We start from the raw sequence: 17,635 nt of genomic DNA on the forward strand, positions 1-17,635 counted from the left end.
CCCTGTTCTATCCTCAAACTGGTTATTGCAATTCCAGGCTGATGATATTCAAAAAGTACTCCATACCCACAGGAATAATTTGATCATTAAAGTCATATTTCGGTGTATGCAGAGGAGCAGAATCTCCGTTGCCAATAAAAGCAAATACTCCAGGAATGTGATTCAGATAGAATGAAAAATCTTCAGAGGGAGTGACCGGCTTTATATCACCATCCCATTGATCCCCGACTGTCAGCCTCGCTGCCTCTTCAGCAATTTTGAACTTCTGTAAATCGTTCACAACAGCAGGATAGCCGTACTTTATCTCCACCTCAGCCTCACAACCGTAAACTGCTGCCGCCTTTTGGGCTACCTCTTCAAGCCTTTTGAAAACCATGGAATGAATGTCGTTATCATACGCACGACAGGTGCCACCCAGAATCACATCAGCAGGGATAATATTCCTGACTTTTGGATCACCGGCATGGATATACGCTATGGACAGCACCGCAGACTCAACCGGGGATACATTCCGGCTGATGATGGTTTGCATACTGGTAATAACAGCACCCAGGGCGATGGTTGGATCAGTTGTCTGGTGAGGCATGGCTCCGTGACCACCAGAGCCCCTGATAATGACTTTCCAGGAACCTCCACATGCCATCAGAGCGCCTGGACGACTGGCAATAGCCCCGGACTCGAGCCCCGGCCAGTTATGAATGCCATAGATACAGTCGATGTTTGGAAATTGTTCAAAAAGGCCACTTTTCATGACTTCGCGTGCTCCGCCATGCCCTTCTTCTGCTGGCTGAAAAAGCAGGTGAACTTTGCCACTGAAATCTCGATGTTTTGCCAGGTAAGAAGCAACTCCAAGCATGATGGCAGTATGTCCATCATGACCACATCCGTGCATGATGCCCGGATTTTCTGAGGCATATGGAAGCCCGGTATCCTCTTCAAGAAGCAGGGCATCCATATCACAGCGCAGCAGAATTTCCCGTCCCGGGTTCATACCTTCAAAGGAGGCAACCAGCCCGGTCTTACCAAAACCGGCAGTAATAGTAGCCCCGGATTCTTTCAGAACACCGGTAATCAGTTCAGCAGTACGAACCTCCTGAAACCCTGCTTCTGGGTACCGGTGAATGGCGTGACGATAGTCAACCATCTCTCTGGATATCCCGGCAATAAGGTTCTTATTTATCATCATCGGAAGAATACCGTTTCAAACGAATGGCATTAGGGCCTGCAGTAGCTGCGCGTCAACAAGCGATGTGAGCGCAGCCGGCAAGAAAGAAGCCAGAAGGATTCTTGTATTAAAGGGTGAGTAGAAGGGACATTCCGGTAGATACCACCAGAGCAACCACCATCACCGGAGCAGTACGTTTGACGATATCAAAAGGACTGACGCCAGCAATACCGGCAACACCGATAATAACGCCCGCAATAGGTGACATTGAGCGTGCAATACCAGAACCCAGCTGCATTGGCAGCAGCATGGCAATAGGACCAACACCCACTTTGGCAGCAATATCCGGAACCAGGGCAGCAAAGCTGAAGAACGGTGCATTACCTGAACCCATCAGAATAGAGAACATGGCAATAACAACCACCATAATGACAACCAGCACAGCCACAGGAATGGATGCTGAGGTTGCCGCATTAATGGCGGTATCCAGAATACCAATGGTTTTCAGGCCATGAGCAAATACCTGGCCAGCCACAATCAGGGTAATAACACGGGCAAACGCATTACCCATGCCATCAAAGTACACCAGCAGAGAGCCCAGAGTATCTTTAGCTCCCTTGCGAATGACTTCGCAAAGCAGTGCAATGGTCACGGAAAGAAACATCGCGGTGGCAATATCAATTTTGACCGAAGAAACCACCATCTTGCTGAAGGTGAAAATCAGGACCAGTGGCACTAGGGGCAGCAGGCAGTACCAGATAGGTGCTTCTTTATCTTTAACGTCTACTTCAACATCCTGTGAGTACTCAGCGCCATGACCCTTGGCGTCATAATAACGCTGAACGAAGAAATGCATAATGGCAATGGCAATCGCCGTTACACCACCCACCAGGAACTGGTAGTTCATAAAGTATTCGGTAACATCCATGCCTGAGTTAGTAGCTGCCATGACTGAGTTACCAGAGGCAGGCCCCAGGTCCAGACATGCAGAAGTCGCAATAACAGCGACCGCGGAAACCTTACTCACACCCAGCTTTGTCAGCACTGGGTACAGCGTAACCATCAGAAGCAGACCAAGTCCCGCGGCACTTGGAATAAAGACATTGAGTAACTGACCTGCCAGATAACCCAGCGCCAGCACCATGTAGGGGGATTGAAATTTCTGCAATGGTTTCAGAGTAACCTGAACCAATACCTGAGACGCCCCGATGTGATCCATGTACTTGGCAAAGCCCGCAACCGCCATGATGTAGAGGCCAAGCCCGGCAACCGTTGAACTCATTTTCACTTTGATAAAGGTAAACAGATCCAGAAGAATGGAGCCACTGCTTTGAGATTCAACCAGAGGGACACCGGTTCCACCAACAATGGCACCGATCAATAACAGAAGGCCGCCAAAGAAAAGTACGGCCTGTGGATTGTATTTCCTGAAAATCAGGAACCCCGTAATAAAAATAACGGCCAGACTGAACATCGTCGTCATAGATTATCCCCCATTACTATGAATGTTTTATCGCTTATCCCTCTGCTATCACGCAGGAATGATGGAAAGCAGACAGTAAAAAAGCCCGGCTTTTGACGTCAAAAGCCGTAGCAGAATCAGATACAGGAAACGCTTACCGGAAAGAGCGAATCATCAGCCACTCATTGCCATTTATTCTTCAAAGTTGCCGGCAACAAGCAGCTCATTGTTGTGCATCATCACGTTTCCTTTAGCGATGACGCTGTTTAGCGTGAAATCGTCATTAAACAGACAGATATCCGCATCCTGACCAACCTCAATGCGTCCCTTGTTGATGCCAAGGGAACTGGCGACATTGGCCGTCATCATGGCAATGGCCTGGTCCGGGCGGATGCCCTGATCAATCATCAGTGGTAATAAAAGAAGATTACTGTCCACTGCAGCTGCGGTAAGGCCACTGATCTCCCCCCGCTCATTGAATTTTGGCAGGCTGCCGTTACCATCCGAGCTGATGGTAATCTGGCTGGCGGATACACCGGATTCAAGGGCCAGCTTCACAGCCTGTTCCGCTGGGGTAAAGCGGCTTCCGCCGGATGTGATGTCAATAAAGCCACCCTTATGGGCAAACTTGATCGCCTCACCAAAAAGGTTTTCTGTACGGGCAACATGTGTCGGAGAGATGTGCTGAACAGGCATACCCATAGCCATCAGTTCATCAACCTGTCCAAAGGGCTGTGGCAATCCCCCCATATGGATATGAAGCACCCCTTTTTTACCGGCCAGTAGACTGGCAATACGAATATCAGAAACGATTCTTGCCAGTTCCTGAGTGGTTGGAAAAGAGCTTCGATGGTCGGCCAGAGCGATCTTGACCCCGAGAATGGCCGGAATAAACGTCAGGTCATCACGGATAGATCCGGTAATTGTTTTGGTTGGCACCTCGTAGGAGCCCGTGTGCATGTAAGCGGTGATACCTTCTGCTGTCAGAGCCGCAGCCTTGGCATACAAATCTTTTGGTGAGCGTGAGATGCCATCAGTACCCAGTACACCAACGGTTGTGGTTGTCCCGGCTTTTATCAGTTTGGTCAGCGTTACTTGAGGTGTACGACTACTGAAGCCAGCTTCACCACCTCCTCCAGTAAGATGAATGTGCTGATCAATCAAACCCGGGGTTACCGGCTTTCCCTTACAATCAATAACCTTTAACGTATCAAGACCGGTAATGCTCAGTTCCGTTTCTATTGCCAGAATCTTCCCCTGGCCAAGCAAGATATCGACCTTACCCGCATATTCTGGCTTATAGAGGTTTGCATTTTTCAGAATGGTAAACATAACATTTCTTGGCTTGATAAAAGGTGGATACCACTTTTGATAATCAAAAGCAGAGGTAAGAATTAATGAGCAGTTTGATAATAAAATCGAGCATACCCCTACATTTTATAAAAGTATTTTATTTTCCATTGCTAATTGTGAATAATGTTATTCATTGGAAACATAGGTGTAATTGATTCAATGTCTTCTCTGGAATTTAAATGGCTGGATGATTTTATAAGCCTGAAAGAGCTGGGTAACTTTTCGGCAGCAGCCACAGCAAGACATGTGACTCAATCCGCTTTCAGCCGACGTATCCAGGCATTGGAACTCTGGGTAGGTGTACCTTTATTTGACAGAACTTCTTATCCAATAAAGCTGACGGAGGATGGTGAAAAGTTTGTTCCCTATGTTGAAAAGATGCTGCAACTCATACGGGAAACCAATAATGATTTTTCTCAGGCATCTCTCAGAACGGATAACTCTGTACGGGTGGTCTGTCTGCACTCCTTTGCACTGAATCTTCTGCCAAACCTGTTTAACAAGGCAGGTAAGATGCTTGAGGGGCTGAACTTTTCGCTGACGCCTTCCATACAGGGGATCGACAACCATTTTCAGGCATTGCTGGATAACGCCTGCGACACTATATTTGTCTATGACACCCAAGGCATGCGCCCCTCATACATCCTTGAAGATAAGGTGGAACGCATGCTCGTCTCTACCACTCGAATCATTCCCGTTATAGCTCCGGAGCTCAGGAAAAACATCTCCCACTATAAGACTCTACCCTATCTTGCCTATTCAAAGCAGACCTTCCTATACGGTGTCGTCAATTCAGTAGTGGAAGAAAACAAACTCACATTTGAACAGGTTTTTGAAACGACCCTGAGTGAATCCCTGATTAAAATGGCAGTGAATGGTGCAGGTGTTGCCTGGGCACCGACTCATGCCATTAAAGATGAGTTGGAGAAAGGAATATTGACTCCCGCTTTCCCTGGAGAAAAAAAGTTTGAAATACCTCTTGATATTGTCTGTTATCGATCAAGAGAATCAAAAAGAGAGGCTGTCAATATTTTCTGGTCAACAATAAAAACAATATCCCAATAATAAAAACAGTGATAGATATCAAAGACAGTGATTATTTTTTTAAACATAAAAACTGTCTTTGATTCAAGTCAAAGAATAAGAACTCTTCTTTTAACGCTACCCTTTTTCTTTTTTATTAACACGTAAAGGGCGAATCACTGGATCGATCAGCTCTTCAGCCCATGCCTCCATTTGCTGTTTTTTTCGGGAAAACATCGCTTTATTTTCTTCAACCAGATTATTCTTTTCACCAGGGTCCATTTTCAAGTCATACAGATGATCACCGTATTTCCTGGAATGCATCACTTTTAAATCGCCCTGCCGCATCGCCAGAGTGCCTTGGTCAAAGCCTCGCCAGAATAGTACTTCGTGTGGCAAACCGCTGTATTTGCCTGTGATATACGGAATCAGATTAACACCGTCCAATGGGCGCTCTTCGGAAATCGGTGCATCAGCCAGACTGGCCAATGTCGCCATAATATCCAGAGAACTGACCGGATGATGATAATCAACACCGGAAGGGATCACTCCCGGCCAGCTGACGGCAAACGGCACATGAATTCCTCCTTCAAAGTACTCACCTTTATTCCCTCTTAACGGTGCATTCTTTGAAGCATTTTTCCGCGAGCCGCCATTATCTGACAGGAAAAACACCAGGGTGTTGTCGTCAATATCCAGCTGTTCAAGCGTATCAAGCACCCGGCCAACACCGTCGTCCACCGCTGTTATCATGGCTGCATAGGTACGACGATTTTTATCCCTGATGTGTCGATTCCGTTTCAGATACTCACTTGTCGCCTGTAATGGCGTATGAGGCGCATTGTAGGCCAGGTACAGGAAAAACGGATTATCCTGCTCCCGTTCAATAAAGCTGACCGCTTCGTTGGACAGCTCATCAGTCAGGTACTCATCAATATCAATACGCTGGTTATTCTGCATGATCTTTGTTCGATACCAAGCATTCTCTTTCACAGCTTCATCAATCGAGTCGACAGTCAGCTCTTCAGGAAAGTAACGATGCCCGCCCGATAAAAAACCATAAAAATATTCAAAACCCCGTTTATTGGGATGAAATACCAGGTGTGCTCCCATATGCCACTTACCAATGATGGCCGAGGTATAACCTACCGGCTGCAGTACTTCAGAGATCATTTTCTCCGATACCGGCAGGCCCGCACGTGGATCAGCTGGGTCAATCACCGGGTTACGGCCAAAACCAAAACGGTCCTGGTAGCGTCCGGTCAATAGCCCGGCACGGCTGGGACCACACACCGAAAAGGTGACATAGCCATTGGTGAACCGGGTGCCTTCGTCGGCTATCCGGTCAATATTTGGAGTAGCAATATCCTGACTGCCGTTAAACCCGACATCCGCATAGCCCTGATCGTCAGTCAGAATGACAATAAAGTTTGGCGGTTTCGAGGAAGCGGAAGAAGGGAGGTCTGATGGTTCGGCAGCTGACGTCAGGACGGAGCAGCTCATCACTGCTGCCAGCAAGTGTTTTTTGAGTATGGCCATAAACTGTTCTATTGTCAGACAGATTGATGCCCCCTTTCAGAAGCACCAACCTGCAACACAATGGACTATCCCTGAGTCAGTTTGAACTGAACTGGAATACCATCTTTCGCCGTAACGACCAATTGCGTACGACTGCCCTTGACTACCGCCTTAACGTTATCCATCTCAGTTGCTGTCTTCCAGGCCCCCTTTACGGTCAGGTTAACCTTGACTGGCGCACTGTGCGTTTCGCGGGTCAGGTTAATATCAGTTGATGCAACACTGATATCCAGACCACTGCCATTCTCCTTCAACAAGGTAATGGAAGGTGTGCCAATCGCTACAACATAGTCATCGTTAGGACGGGCTGAGCTGAAGGCGACATAACTGGAGATGCCGGTAGCCTTATCAAACGTCTTGTGTAGGTTCCGCTTCTGCTCGTGCTTATAGGGCAGCTCACCGCTATCGGCCTGTTTGGCCAGCGACGCCATTTTCTCAGGCGTAGCATCCAGAACGACCATGTACTCGTAGCCGGCTTCATCCGGATTTGCACCGTGGTCTACCCATGCCACCGAGAAATCACCTTCAGTTGGCTTTTTGTTCTCATTGTGGCGGGATTTCTGATGCTGCCGACGAACTTCCACCTTGCTGTCACTGACAATCAGGTAACCGTTACCATGACCATCCATCAGCCAGTCACCCTGACCCAAAGTTGCCTGGAATGGAAAATCTTTCACCAGTCGTCCATTTACCCAGAGCTCATGGACACGATCATTGATCGCGTGCTGGAACAGTGTGGTTTCAGTTGAATGATCTTCCGTATCATTGCTGATATCACTGCCCGCCATGACCAGACGGTTATCAATAGCCGTCACGGACTTGAGCATTTCGAAACTACTGTCGATGTTCTTGAGGTCCTGAACCGGGCCGAGCTTGAAGCCCATGGCACCATAGCGGTTGTCCAGATTACCACTGCCACTGAAGGTCTCTTCCGAGCGTAGCATCAGCGTGTGCTTCTTAGGGCTATCCAGCTTCTCCAGCGGCAGATGGATGGTGGTAGCACCCGGCATACGGTTCCAGTCCCAGCCATTCTCATCAAACCCTTTATCCGCACGGCTCAGCTCGGGCCGATCACCCATCGGGATAATCTGGGCACTGCCATGACTCTGGTAACGACCATAACGGTTGGCATTGTGATAAATCTCGGATGACCAGACGTATTTATTGAAGGCCTTGAGAGTGACCATCTTGTCGCCAAACCGGTGAACACCAAAAGCACCGTAGTTATAACTCCAGTGTCCCTGGGGCATGGCTTCCGGCATCACCTTTTCACCAAACAGGGAAACGCTGGCGGTTTCGTCCAGCTCAGCCAGACGCAGATACGTAGCGGCCAGCTCTGCATCCAGAGGTTCACCGGTTTCAGCATTACCGGCCAGAGCCAGCATGCGATAAATTTCTTTAATTCCGTGTACGTTGCTGCCCTTGAATGGACGACGACCACTGATACCCATGCCAATCTGAGGGTTGGCATAGTTACGGGCTGCCATAAAGGCATTTTTGACATTCTTTCTGGCTTCAGGTGTGAGTTCAAACCCGGTCCCAGAAAGCAATTCAGCAACATGAGCCATGCCGACAAAAGCAGGGAAAGAGTAACCCGGATAGTTGCCACGATGGCGGAAGGCGGTGCCATCAGGACGCAAACCATCGTATTCACCAGTCGGAGTCTGAGCCAGGGCTCCGGAAATGAAGCCGCTGAATTTGTTCAATAGTGCAACACGACGATCAGGGTCTTCTTCCAGCAGCACCATGATCAGGTGCTGACGTGACAGCGTATTGAAGTAGTCCAGGTTGGAGCTTTTTTTATTCAGCTCCATATCAAAGCTGTCTTTAAACTCACGGGAATACCACATCAACGCATCATAGGCATCATCAAGCAGACCCGCTTCACGCAGCACATCTTCCATGACAAACATGGAGGTATACCAGTCACGACCACTGTATCCCCAGTGGTGACTGGTCACCAGCGTACTGCCGGCAACGAAGCCCTGGTTGTACAGGTGCTCACTCATCATCACAAACTTGTCTGCCATCTCTTTCTTCAGAGCAGCAGCATCAGTTTTGTGATAAATCTGGCCAATCTTCAGCATCAATTCTGCATAAGGGCGGAAGATGAGGTAATCCTTAACCAGCAGCTTGTCGTCAGCATCAAGGTGCTTTGGCTGGTAGATTTTAACCTGCTGCCCGGTCAGTACATGGCGACCGGTCAACACGCCATCTTCACGCTTAAGCTCAGTATCAGCAAAATCTTCCCTAACCTTGTTGATGCTTTTTTCAGTCAGCTTGCTGCGACCAACATAATAATTCTGAAGGGAAGTTTTGATTTTTTGGATATCCTGCAGCTGCTCAGCAGTTGCTGCCGGAACGTTATCAGGAATGCCAAAATCAATTTCCGGCACTTTATTGTCAGTTGTCGTGTGATAGTCACTCCAGTGACGACGGTCATCGTCAATAGATACCATCAGACGATCAATATAGAACGTACCACCTTTGGCTGTATTCGGCGCAATAATCCGCACCGTATCCATAGTGCTGGCTGGCTTGCCACTCATGTCACGGTCAAAACCCTGACCCGGACTGCGCCAGCCATCAAAGTTCAGTTTCATCTCAAAAGAGGCATTGGTACCGCTACCATTACCAAACTCAAAACGGACGGTCTCATCCATTGGCTGGTCATTATGAAGCCATGCAGAGAAGAGAGAGATCGCATTACGACCATAGGCATCGGATGCCTCTTTTCTCGGATAAACCCGGAAAGGCTCTGGCAGTTTCAGTTCCAGTACATCTCCCGGCTGCCAGTCCCATCGCATGCCCTGGCGACCATTGATGTAATAACGGCTGTCCATGCTCAACTTGCCGGATTTGGCCGTTGCCCACGCAGGTACCTTTGCTTCCTCAAAGGAAACAATCTGTGCCCTGAGCTTTTCGCTGTTGGTCAGCTCACCGCTGGCCATAACATTCAGGCTGTACATTCCTCCCAGCATGCCAGTCACCATACAGATGGAGGTGGCCAGACGGGTCATTCTTCCGGGTCTTTTCATGTTTACTCCCACGAGCCTTGTGCTCAAAGCCTGGGTTCCTTTCTTGAATGCTGTACAAGGACCCGGGCCGGTTCTGCTGTTATTGTGAACTGACTTTATAACGTCCTGGCCTGTGAGGATTCACAGCCAGGCACTACATGAACCTCAATGAATCATCCATTGAGGCCCAACATCGCTTTTAGTAAGCGGATAAACGGGACGGTTCTCAGGACTTCTGGGTACTGAGAAGCCGGCTGTTGCCGGGTGACTCACGATACGATCGACAATGCGACGGTTTTCTTCCCAGGTCATATCCAGGTTCAGTTTGTTCAGGTAAGCACTGAGATCTTTACCACTGACACCTGGCTGTGCTTCAACGGGCATGGGCAGCTTAAAGGGGCCATCTGCAACCACTATTCGGACGGAATCCACACCCTCCTCCTCAAGCCCCTTGATGGCATCACTGCTGAAGTTAGCCCGCCAGACAATGTCTTTCGCACCGTCGAGTTGAAGGACCGACTGTCGTCTTGCACCGGCCAGCTGATTGTTTAGCAGATAAAGGCTATCGGGGATCAGTGTGCGATCACGACTGCCAAACTGGGAACCAATCACAATGCCAAAGTCTCCAGGCTCTATGATGGTATTGTTAGCGAATAGAATATTTCGGGTAATGGGGAAGTGACGGCCATTCAGCCCTTTATCCGAACGGCTGCCATCATAACTTCCGGTAGCAGCACCAAAGGAGACTGCACCTTCTTCTTTATATCTGGGTCTTGGATTCAGATTGTGGAAATAGTTATTAAACACCACATGACCTTCACCCCTGACAAAAAGACCGCCATGCTTGTCTTCACCTGTACCAATAAAGTAGTTGTCGTACACCAGAGCCCGCTCACCCTGGCGGAGACTCAGATGCCCCCGGGAGTTTTTGAACGTGTTATAGCGGAAGATGTTCTCACTGCTTTTCGCTGAGATAACTTCACTCTCGCCACTTTCATCATCAAACAGGTTGTATTCAAACAGGATGCGGGCATTGTCCAGGTACATGGAGCCATGCCCTACCCGGGAAGCAGAGCCGCCGTTTTTACCCAGTGGAGGGCGGGTAAAGTAGTTATGATCAAGCTGGTGATAAACAGGCCGATTCTCTTCAATATCCATATTGATGTAACTCTGTCCGCTGGTTTTACCCTCGAACCAGCTGTGATCAATACGGTTATGGCGACCATTCATCTGAACCCAGACACCTTCCAGGTCATCAACCTCCCTGAACAGGCTCTGGGTAATACGGTTGTGTTCACCCTCCATGTAAATCAGTTCGGCTTTACTGCCTGAACGGGTACCACGCTCAAAGGTAAGCCCGGACAACGTAATATGCTTACCGGTAATCTGAATGTCTGTATCACCGGTGATAAAAACACTTCCACCTTTCTTAGCCTTGATCAGCAACGGGCTTTGTGATCGGTAAGCGCGGGAAAGGCGGAGGTTCAAGTCAGCGTAATCCCCGCTCTCAAGAAGAACGGTTCCCCCTTTTCGAAGACGGCTGATGGCTTTAACCAACTCCTCCGGTGTACTGACAACCACTTCATTGACCGTCGCCTGAACAGATGATGCAGGCGAAAGCTGGTTATTGCTTTCCTCTACAGTAGCGCAGCCAGAAAGCAGACTGATTGTGGCTGTCAGAATGACCAGAGATGTCTTCAAGTACATGTAATTCACTGGATACTCATAAAGGGAAGGAGCCTGACCGGGGAATGCCGGTCAGGTACTGCTTATCAAACGTAATCAATCAGGTCTTTATTGATCCGCATCTGAAACCAGAGGTCATCGCCCTTGCGGAGCCATTGACCAAGTTCCTTGCCGAGTTTCTTCACTACCTCTTTTTCCGAACCAAACAGATTGTTCATTTGATATGGGTCACTGCTGTTATCAAACAGAACCCCTTCACCTTCCTTGTTGATCACAAAGGTATAACGATCTGTGCGAAGGCCTTTCTGTTCGGTATGCAGAAGATAAGGAATCGATGTTGGACGGCTTTCCTTTGCAGCGGTACCCAGTAAGTGAGGCGTCAGATCCTGTCCATCAACCGATGTTGGTATTTCGCTGTTCAGACCGGCAAGGCCAAGCAGCGTAGGCATGAAGTCCATAGACCCCATCAATACATCGTTAACGCCTGGCTTGATCGTCTCTGGGTAACGGACAATCATCGGGATACCCAGCGCTTCTTCATAGGCGGTACTCTTGGACATCAGGCCATGACTGCCCATCATCTCACCATGATCCGAGGTGTAAACGACGATGGTATTTTCAGACATACCCAACTCATCCAGCGTCTTTAACAACCGGCCGAACTGACGGTCTACACCGGAAATACTGGAATAGTAATAGCGAACAACCTCTGTACTCAGCCCTTTGCCCGGCTTACCTTTCATCAGCTGTTCATTGCTGCTGTAAACCATTTTCATGGGCAACTGATCGTTATGCCGGTTAGGACGGTTGAGAAGATCGTCCACATTCGCCACTTTTTCCGGAGAGTAATGCTTGTGATACATCTCAGGGTCAGTGTCTTCCAGATCCGCATAATCCGGGTGTGGAGGATGCGTGCTGACAAACAGACAGAATGGGTTGTCTGAATCACGCTGGTTACTGGTGTTTTTCAGATAATCGATTGCAACATCCGTTTCATGGATGGTTGCCCAGATACAAGGCTCATGACGTTTACCATCATTATCATAGTAATGAGGATTGGCATGGTCATCGTCAGTACCATAGGCATACCAGAAGTCAAAACCCTGACGGTCTTCTGGCGGTGTGTAGGAATCCATGCTGTGCTCAATAGGCCCAGTCCAGTTCGGTGAGCTTTCCGCTACATATTTACCTGGGTTGGCGGGATCATTGGGCTCTGGTTTATCCAGATGCCATTTGCCAATGTAACCACAGGAATAACCGTTTCTGCCCAGAACCTTGGCCAGAGACTCGGTATCACGAATCAGTCCCCAGTCACGATCTACACGACAGTTCCATGGAACTCCATTCGAGTGAGGAAACATACCACTGAACAGCATGCCCCGGTGTGGACTGCAGACCGGAGTGGATGAACAGCACTGGGAAAGTACCAGACTCTGCTGAGCAAACTGGTCAATGACTGGAGTATGAACCGGATCGGAAGCCCCATTCAGGTAAGATGCGTACTGAGGTTTTTGCCAAAGCCCTAAAGCCTGACGGCGATGCTGGTCAGCCAGGAAAAAGACAATGTTTGGACGCTTGCTTTCCTGTTCAGGTGTTCCTGCTTTACTGTCAGCGGTTACTGTCTGGCTTGTTCCACTGCAGCCGGCAAGCATACCGGACACGGAAGCCGTACCTGCTACTGCGGCCAGTGCAGCACTTCTTTTAAGGAAATCTCTGCGATTGGTCATTTTTTTACTGCGCTCACCCATGTCTTTCTAACAGACTTTCATATTACTTTGTAAATATTTTCGTTTATTGACTCCAATCAACGACCATCGAATTACGAAAAATATCGAAACAAAAAAGCAAACAACAAGAAAGAGAAACAAAACACAAACTTTCAGATTAAACACCCTCAGATTGACGGCTATCAAAGTCTGAGTATTCTTCCTTGAGTATTTTTGCGCATTACTTGCAGCGTCTACCGGTTCTTTATATGGCCAATCGAAGGGACTTTTTCAAAGCTGGCGCCTTGCTGGCAACGGCTGGATTGGCAACAGCAGCTGGCGGACTGTCGGCCAGCCCGAGTATTGTCCAAAAAGCACCTGAACCAGCCAGCAAGGAGAGAAAACCCAAATATTGTTTTCTTCCTTACTGACCAGCATCGGCGTCAGACTATGGGGTTCTGGCAGAAGGATCAGTACAGAGGCTGTCTGAACGGAACATCAGATCCTGTACACACACCAAATCTGGACACTTTCGCAGAACACAGCATGGTGCTCTCCCAGTGTGTGGCCAGCTACTTAGAAATGTAGAAACAATCAATGATGTTAAGAAAGTGGTTAAATCGGCAAATGGCACTTGGATAAACCGTCGCCTAATGATCCTGCGAATTCTGGAAAACATGTTGTTGAAAGTGAGCCTGACAGAAAAGAAAAACGGGTATCCATCAGTATGGATTCCTATGCACCACCAAAAGATGTCAGAGATTTTATTTCTGGTATGCCTTTGGCACCCACAGTAAGCATGATAACCCTTATTACTATGATCCCCATGGCAAAGTTTTTTTATTTGATAGTCTCATTAACACTGATGTAATTTTCATCAATCAAAAAATCAGACTGGATTTTTTAAATAATATGTGGGTGCTACTCACTATGAGTTAGACTCTTAAAGATATCTGGAGGCACAGTGTTATGCAATTTCCAGATGATATTCATTGGTTTACCACCGGTACTACTTAAATAATCAGCTTTTCCTATGTACATAAATGGTAAAGTAACATTCCTATCCTTCACTTTCTTCCGAACAAAAAGATTAATACTGTAGTCATCCCTTCTGTGATTGATGAAGCGTTGACCAACAGAAGAGCTATGGGAGGTTTGATTCTGGCTCTGCCAGTGAAATGTGCAAGAGTCTTCAAAATAGTCTTTATATCGGAGTCGGTCATCAACTTTTTCGTCTTTTTTCAGGTTAACAAACAGGTAATAGTCGTGGTCTACACGTTTTACACCCTCTCGCCATGAACCTGGTTTGCCTCTATCACCAGATAAATGTTGAATCTCACTCCGTTTATAGCTTTGATAAAGAGTAAAGCGCTCCCCATCGCCAGATACGGCATCCGAGTCTCGGGACGGTTTTAATGCATGACCAGCACATTCTCCGGGGGAACCTGAAGCAATATCAGAGTCTGGTTTATTACCAAGAAAACACACAATTTTATAATGACAAGTACCTTTTACTACAATACTTCTGTGAAAAGCTCCTGCATGAAAATCAATCCAGCTTCCAGCACCTCTACCATAATTAGTTATCGGCTTGCCAGCAATCTGCATGGCAGACTCGCCCTCAGTCAGTTTCAGAATAAATGTCCTTTTTATATCCAGACCTTCTGGGTTATCTAAAGATGCTGTATCTTGATGCCATGAAAAATCAGTTGCTCCATTACCCCCTTCTCTAAAATCTTGGCGGAGTATGTCAACCATGAGAATATCAAGTTCAGGATGAATCTCCTTAATAACAGAGAAAACTGGTAAAAATTCATTTTTTTCCTGTAATTTCTGTAAGTGTTTAGGAGTGGAAAACCGTGCAACTGATTTAGACTGTATATTTGGGTTATGTTTTTCCTGAGTATTTGAATACTCAGAAAAACCAAAACCAATAAAGGAACCTGTATCATCTTTGAAATTTTTAAAATCCTCTAAGCTTTGCAGGTATTCTAATACACCCTTTATGCTTTCATCGAATTCTCTGCAGAACTCATGCAGACTATTTCCCTGCTGGATCAGCGGACCATGGTTGTCTCTATCCAAGCGTCCATCCAGATAGCCAAGTATTTTATTTCTTTCGGCCGCATCATTTTCATCCTTCGGGTGTTGGTTAGCAATATTAAAGTGAGTAGGTTGATATTCTAATTTATCAACACTCACCTTTAACACTTTCCGATCTACTGGAGTAGTGATATCCATGCTCTCTGTGGGCCTTTTCCGAGTTTTCCCCGTACTGGATGCAGGATCACCCTCAGGCCTCACGGCCAGAGAAGAAGCTCTTCGAGATTCAAGATACATCTTTTTCACATTTTCAGCAGTAAATGCTTCCATATATCTTGATAATTGTAATCCTTTACTGGGTTCAACTTTTTCTACTTTCGATTCCTGTGAACTTGTTTCATGGGTTGGTGATGTCTTATGTGGATATTGTGAAGGTACTGGATGCGTTGAAAAATTCGGAAGAGAATCCATTATAACCCCTTGGCAATAATTTTTTCATCCAGTTTTAAAAACTGAAATTATTAAGTGATGTTCGAATTTTCAAGGAAAACAGGTTGGTCGGACATCGTGATATCTCTGATTTGGACAAACTGACAATAAAAAAGTTCCTCTACCAGGTTATGTTTAACGATCAGTTTTTTTATTCAAGTTTTAGAACACCTGCACGCCAGTCAGAACGGACTCAGAATCAACTGGTACTGCATAATCATAAGTAATACGACAAAAGTTTTTTATTTGTTAACTTTCATGCCCCCTATCAAATGAACAACCTGTTCAATAAAAATGTCAAATGCTGTCAAAGCTTTGGAAAACAACCTGAGTATCATTCTCTAGATCTGTAGAAGCCAGGTATTCTATGGTACTAACAGCGAATAAATGTGAATGTGTTCTATTTTTACACCAGATCATTCATTGCCACGATGGAGCGAGGGAATGGGGGTTACTTGTACCAAAGCCTTATATCGCACTTCAATGGAACGATCTTAATAAAGTGATTGTCTCAACAAGAAATGATAGAGAATATTGGTGACCTATAATGAATGCTTTGGGAAACAAGTATATCCCTCTAAAACCCTTACCTACAGGGCATCAGGCACAGCCATTAAACCCTCTCGCCAAACCATTCATTCCAGACTCTTCGTGTCATACAAGAGAGTCCCGGAATATCTCTTCGTATGATATACACAGTTCATCATCAAGCTCTGTATTAAAACCAAAAGATGATAAAGATACTGAGCTACCAACTCTGCCTCAGTCAGCATCTACAAGACGAGATGCGCAGTCGGTATACAAATTGTACAGATTTGTATGTAATAACCTTCACCACCTTCCTAAAGGTATTTCAATGTATGGCTCCAACCTCAGTGCCAAAGCGATCATAATGGAAGAAAGATCGGATCTCGGTAAACTCTGTAAAAAGCTGCAAGCCGAAAACAGAATGACTGAAGATGCAGAAAGTTACAGAGTATACGAGATGTTAAATTTGGTTGAGACCTATCTAAACCCAATTGTTAAAAAGAAGTTTACAATTTAAATGTGTTAGAACATGGAGGCCCCTTTAGAGCAGCCTCCAGATAACTGCAGCAATTTATAAGATGCCAAAATAAGAACCGGCAAGTCCCATTGCCACAATCCCCCCGATAATCTTCAGTGGAGAAACGCCTTTCTTCACGAAGTAGAAGATCACCATGGTAAACGCCAATGGCAGAAGTTTTGGCATGATCGGGTCAAACAGGTCTTCCTGCAGACTAATACTTGCTTTACCGACTTCCACCACCGCAGTCATCTGCAACCGAACGAAGGTAGCAATCAACCCACCCACCCACCACAGTCAGGCCGACAATCGTCGCCGCGTGGGAAAATTTCTGAGTATGTTCCTTCAGCGCACTGATCGCTCTTGAGCCGGCATTGTAACCATAATGCGCCAGACCAAAACGAAGGCCAAAATGGACCGCATTAAAAAGCAGCAGGAACAGAATCGGCCCCATGATACTGCCTTCCATGGCCAGCGATACCCCGAGAGCCGCGCAGATTGGCAGCAGAGTCAGCCAGAACAGTGCATCCCCAATACCACCCAGTGGCCCCATCATGGCAACTTTAATGGCACGAATGACAGAGAGACGCTCTTTACTGCGCTCCATCGCCAGCACCACCCCCATAATGAAAGACACCAGAAATGGGTGTGTATTAAAGAACTCCATATGAAGTTGCATGGAACGACTCATATCGGTGTCGTTTTTATGAATCTTCCGTAAGCCAGGATTCAGTCCATACAACCAGCCTGCCGCCTGCATACGCTCATAGTTGAATGAAGCCTGCAGTGCCAGTGAACGGATGGCCATTTTATTGATGTCATCACGGGTCAGCGCTTCACCCAGTGACTGATCCTGGTATTCATCACAGTCCAGCTTGCTGCTTTCCTGTGCCTTATTGAGCATGCGTTCGGCCTTTTCACTCATGGCCGCTTCAGTATTAATACCAATCGCATTTTCTAAATCCTTAAGCTGCCGCCAACTATGCTTAGGCATCATTACCATGCATTATCTAGAACAGATGTCTCGTCGACCACAGCTACCCGAAGGTTTTAATGATGTTGATTTTC

At 46.9% G+C, this 17,635-nt stretch carries 14 protein-coding genes; 4 read left to right on the forward strand and 10 right to left on the reverse strand.

Going from position 1 to position 17,635, the window contains the following annotated elements:
• Positions 1-22: 22 nt before the first annotated feature.
• The 3 genes from AK963_RS05385 to iadA form a co-directional block, all read right to left on the reverse strand.
• Complete coding sequence (locus AK963_RS05385) at positions 23-1,186, reverse strand: amidohydrolase (RefSeq protein ID WP_066014439.1); 1,164 nt, start codon at positions 1,184-1,186, stop codon at positions 23-25.
• A gap of 106 nt (positions 1,187-1,292) precedes the next feature.
• Positions 1,293-2,648 carry a C4-dicarboxylate transporter DcuC gene (gene dcuC / locus AK963_RS05390; RefSeq protein WP_066014440.1) on the reverse strand — a complete coding sequence of 452 codons (1,356 nt, stop codon included), beginning with the start codon at positions 2,646-2,648 and terminating at the stop codon, positions 1,293-1,295.
• Between the two features lie 171 nt (positions 2,649-2,819).
• Positions 2,820-3,959 (reverse strand): beta-aspartyl-peptidase, encoded by a 1,140-nt coding sequence (gene iadA / locus AK963_RS05395; RefSeq protein ID WP_066014441.1) that lies wholly within the window; start codon positions 3,957-3,959, stop codon positions 2,820-2,822.
• Between the two features lie 180 nt (positions 3,960-4,139).
• On the opposite strand from iadA, the gene AK963_RS05400 reads away from it, so the two are divergent.
• Positions 4,140-5,045, forward strand: coding sequence for a LysR family transcriptional regulator (locus AK963_RS05400; protein ID WP_066014449.1), 906 nt, complete (start codon positions 4,140-4,142; stop codon positions 5,043-5,045).
• 96 nt (positions 5,046-5,141) lie between these two features.
• Here the strand turns inward: AK963_RS05400 and AK963_RS05405 are convergent, their stop codons facing one another.
• The 4 genes from AK963_RS05405 to AK963_RS05420 form a co-directional block, all read right to left on the reverse strand.
• Positions 5,142-6,542, reverse strand: a complete 1,401-nt coding sequence (locus AK963_RS05405; protein WP_066014442.1) for a sulfatase-like hydrolase/transferase — start codon at positions 6,540-6,542, stop codon at positions 5,142-5,144.
• A gap of 65 nt (positions 6,543-6,607) precedes the next feature.
• Entirely contained in the window at positions 6,608-9,619 is a 3,012-nt protein-coding gene (locus AK963_RS05410) for a chondroitinase family polysaccharide lyase (protein WP_083232481.1), read from the reverse strand.
• Positions 9,620-9,763: 144 nt separating this feature from the next.
• Positions 9,764-11,305 (reverse strand): polysaccharide lyase 6 family protein, encoded by a 1,542-nt coding sequence (locus AK963_RS05415; RefSeq protein WP_066014443.1) that lies wholly within the window; start codon positions 11,303-11,305, stop codon positions 9,764-9,766.
• 65 nt (positions 11,306-11,370) lie between these two features.
• Positions 11,371-13,011, reverse strand: coding sequence for a sulfatase family protein (locus AK963_RS05420; RefSeq protein WP_175404444.1), 1,641 nt, complete (start codon positions 13,009-13,011; stop codon positions 11,371-11,373).
• Positions 13,012-13,259: 248 nt separating this feature from the next.
• On the opposite strand from AK963_RS05420, the gene AK963_RS35090 reads away from it, so the two are divergent.
• The gene (locus AK963_RS35090; RefSeq protein WP_238593646.1) at positions 13,260-13,421 is read left to right on the forward strand and encodes a hypothetical protein; all 162 of its coding nucleotides are present in this window, start codon (positions 13,260-13,262) and stop codon (positions 13,419-13,421) included.
• A 203-nt stretch (positions 13,422-13,624) separates the two neighbouring features.
• Positions 13,625-13,861, forward strand: a complete 237-nt coding sequence (locus AK963_RS05430; protein ID WP_066014445.1) for a hypothetical protein — start codon at positions 13,625-13,627, stop codon at positions 13,859-13,861.
• A gap of 50 nt (positions 13,862-13,911) precedes the next feature.
• Here AK963_RS05430 and AK963_RS05435 read toward each other — a convergent pair whose 3' ends face one another.
• Entirely contained in the window at positions 13,912-15,504 is a 1,593-nt protein-coding gene (locus AK963_RS05435; protein WP_083232483.1) for a DUF3427 domain-containing protein, read from the reverse strand.
• Positions 15,505-16,069: 565 nt separating this feature from the next.
• Here AK963_RS05435 and AK963_RS31815 point away from each other — a divergent pair.
• Positions 16,070-16,567 carry a hypothetical protein gene (locus AK963_RS31815; protein ID WP_139117261.1) on the forward strand — a complete coding sequence of 166 codons (498 nt, stop codon included), beginning with the start codon at positions 16,070-16,072 and terminating at the stop codon, positions 16,565-16,567.
• A gap of 54 nt (positions 16,568-16,621) precedes the next feature.
• Here AK963_RS31815 and AK963_RS35095 read toward each other — a convergent pair whose 3' ends face one another.
• Positions 16,622-16,819, reverse strand: coding sequence for a PTS system mannose/fructose/sorbose family transporter subunit IID (locus AK963_RS35095; protein ID WP_238593647.1), 198 nt, complete (start codon positions 16,817-16,819; stop codon positions 16,622-16,624).
• Positions 16,794-17,492 carry a PTS system mannose/fructose/sorbose family transporter subunit IID gene (locus AK963_RS05445; protein ID WP_238593648.1) on the reverse strand — a complete coding sequence of 233 codons (699 nt, stop codon included), beginning with the start codon at positions 17,490-17,492 and terminating at the stop codon, positions 16,794-16,796. The genes AK963_RS35095 and AK963_RS05445 overlap by 26 nt, the downstream gene beginning before the upstream one ends.
• Between the last annotated feature and the right edge of the window lie 143 nt (positions 17,493-17,635).

The organism is Endozoicomonas atrinae, from assembly GCF_001647025.1.
In the GTDB taxonomy this organism is placed as follows: domain Bacteria; phylum Pseudomonadota; class Gammaproteobacteria; order Pseudomonadales; family Endozoicomonadaceae; genus Endozoicomonas; species Endozoicomonas atrinae.

Bases quoted from the DNA above. Each gene is read 5' to 3' on its own strand.
- AK963_RS05385 (WP_066014439.1), bottom strand. From the start codon at position 1,186: ATGATGATAAATAAGAACCTTATTGCCGGGATATCCAGAGAGATGGTT.
- dcuC (WP_066014440.1), bottom strand. From the start codon at position 2,648: ATGACGACGATGTTCAGTCTGGCCGTTATTTTTATTACGGGGTTCCTG.
- iadA (WP_066014441.1), bottom strand. From the start codon at position 3,959: ATGTTTACCATTCTGAAAAATGCAAACCTCTATAAGCCAGAATATGCG.
- AK963_RS05400 (WP_066014449.1), top strand. From the start codon at position 4,140: ATGTCTTCTCTGGAATTTAAATGGCTGGATGATTTTATAAGCCTGAAA.
- AK963_RS05405 (WP_066014442.1), bottom strand. From the start codon at position 6,542: ATGGCCATACTCAAAAAACACTTGCTGGCAGCAGTGATGAGCTGCTCC.
- AK963_RS05410 (WP_083232481.1), bottom strand. From the start codon at position 9,619: ATGAAAAGACCCGGAAGAATGACCCGTCTGGCCACCTCCATCTGTATG.
- AK963_RS05415 (WP_066014443.1), bottom strand. From the start codon at position 11,305: ATGTACTTGAAGACATCTCTGGTCATTCTGACAGCCACAATCAGTCTG.
- AK963_RS05420 (WP_175404444.1), bottom strand. From the start codon at position 13,011: ATGACCAATCGCAGAGATTTCCTTAAAAGAAGTGCTGCACTGGCCGCA.
- AK963_RS35090 (WP_238593646.1), top strand. From the start codon at position 13,260: ATGGCCAATCGAAGGGACTTTTTCAAAGCTGGCGCCTTGCTGGCAACG.
- AK963_RS05435 (WP_083232483.1), bottom strand. From the start codon at position 15,504: ATGGATTCTCTTCCGAATTTTTCAACGCATCCAGTACCTTCACAATAT.
- AK963_RS31815 (WP_139117261.1), top strand. From the start codon at position 16,070: ATGAATGCTTTGGGAAACAAGTATATCCCTCTAAAACCCTTACCTACA.
- AK963_RS35095 (WP_238593647.1), bottom strand. From the start codon at position 16,819: ATGACTGCGGTGGTGGAAGTCGGTAAAGCAAGTATTAGTCTGCAGGAA.
- AK963_RS05445 (WP_238593648.1), bottom strand. From the start codon at position 17,492: ATGAGTGAAAAGGCCGAACGCATGCTCAATAAGGCACAGGAAAGCAGC.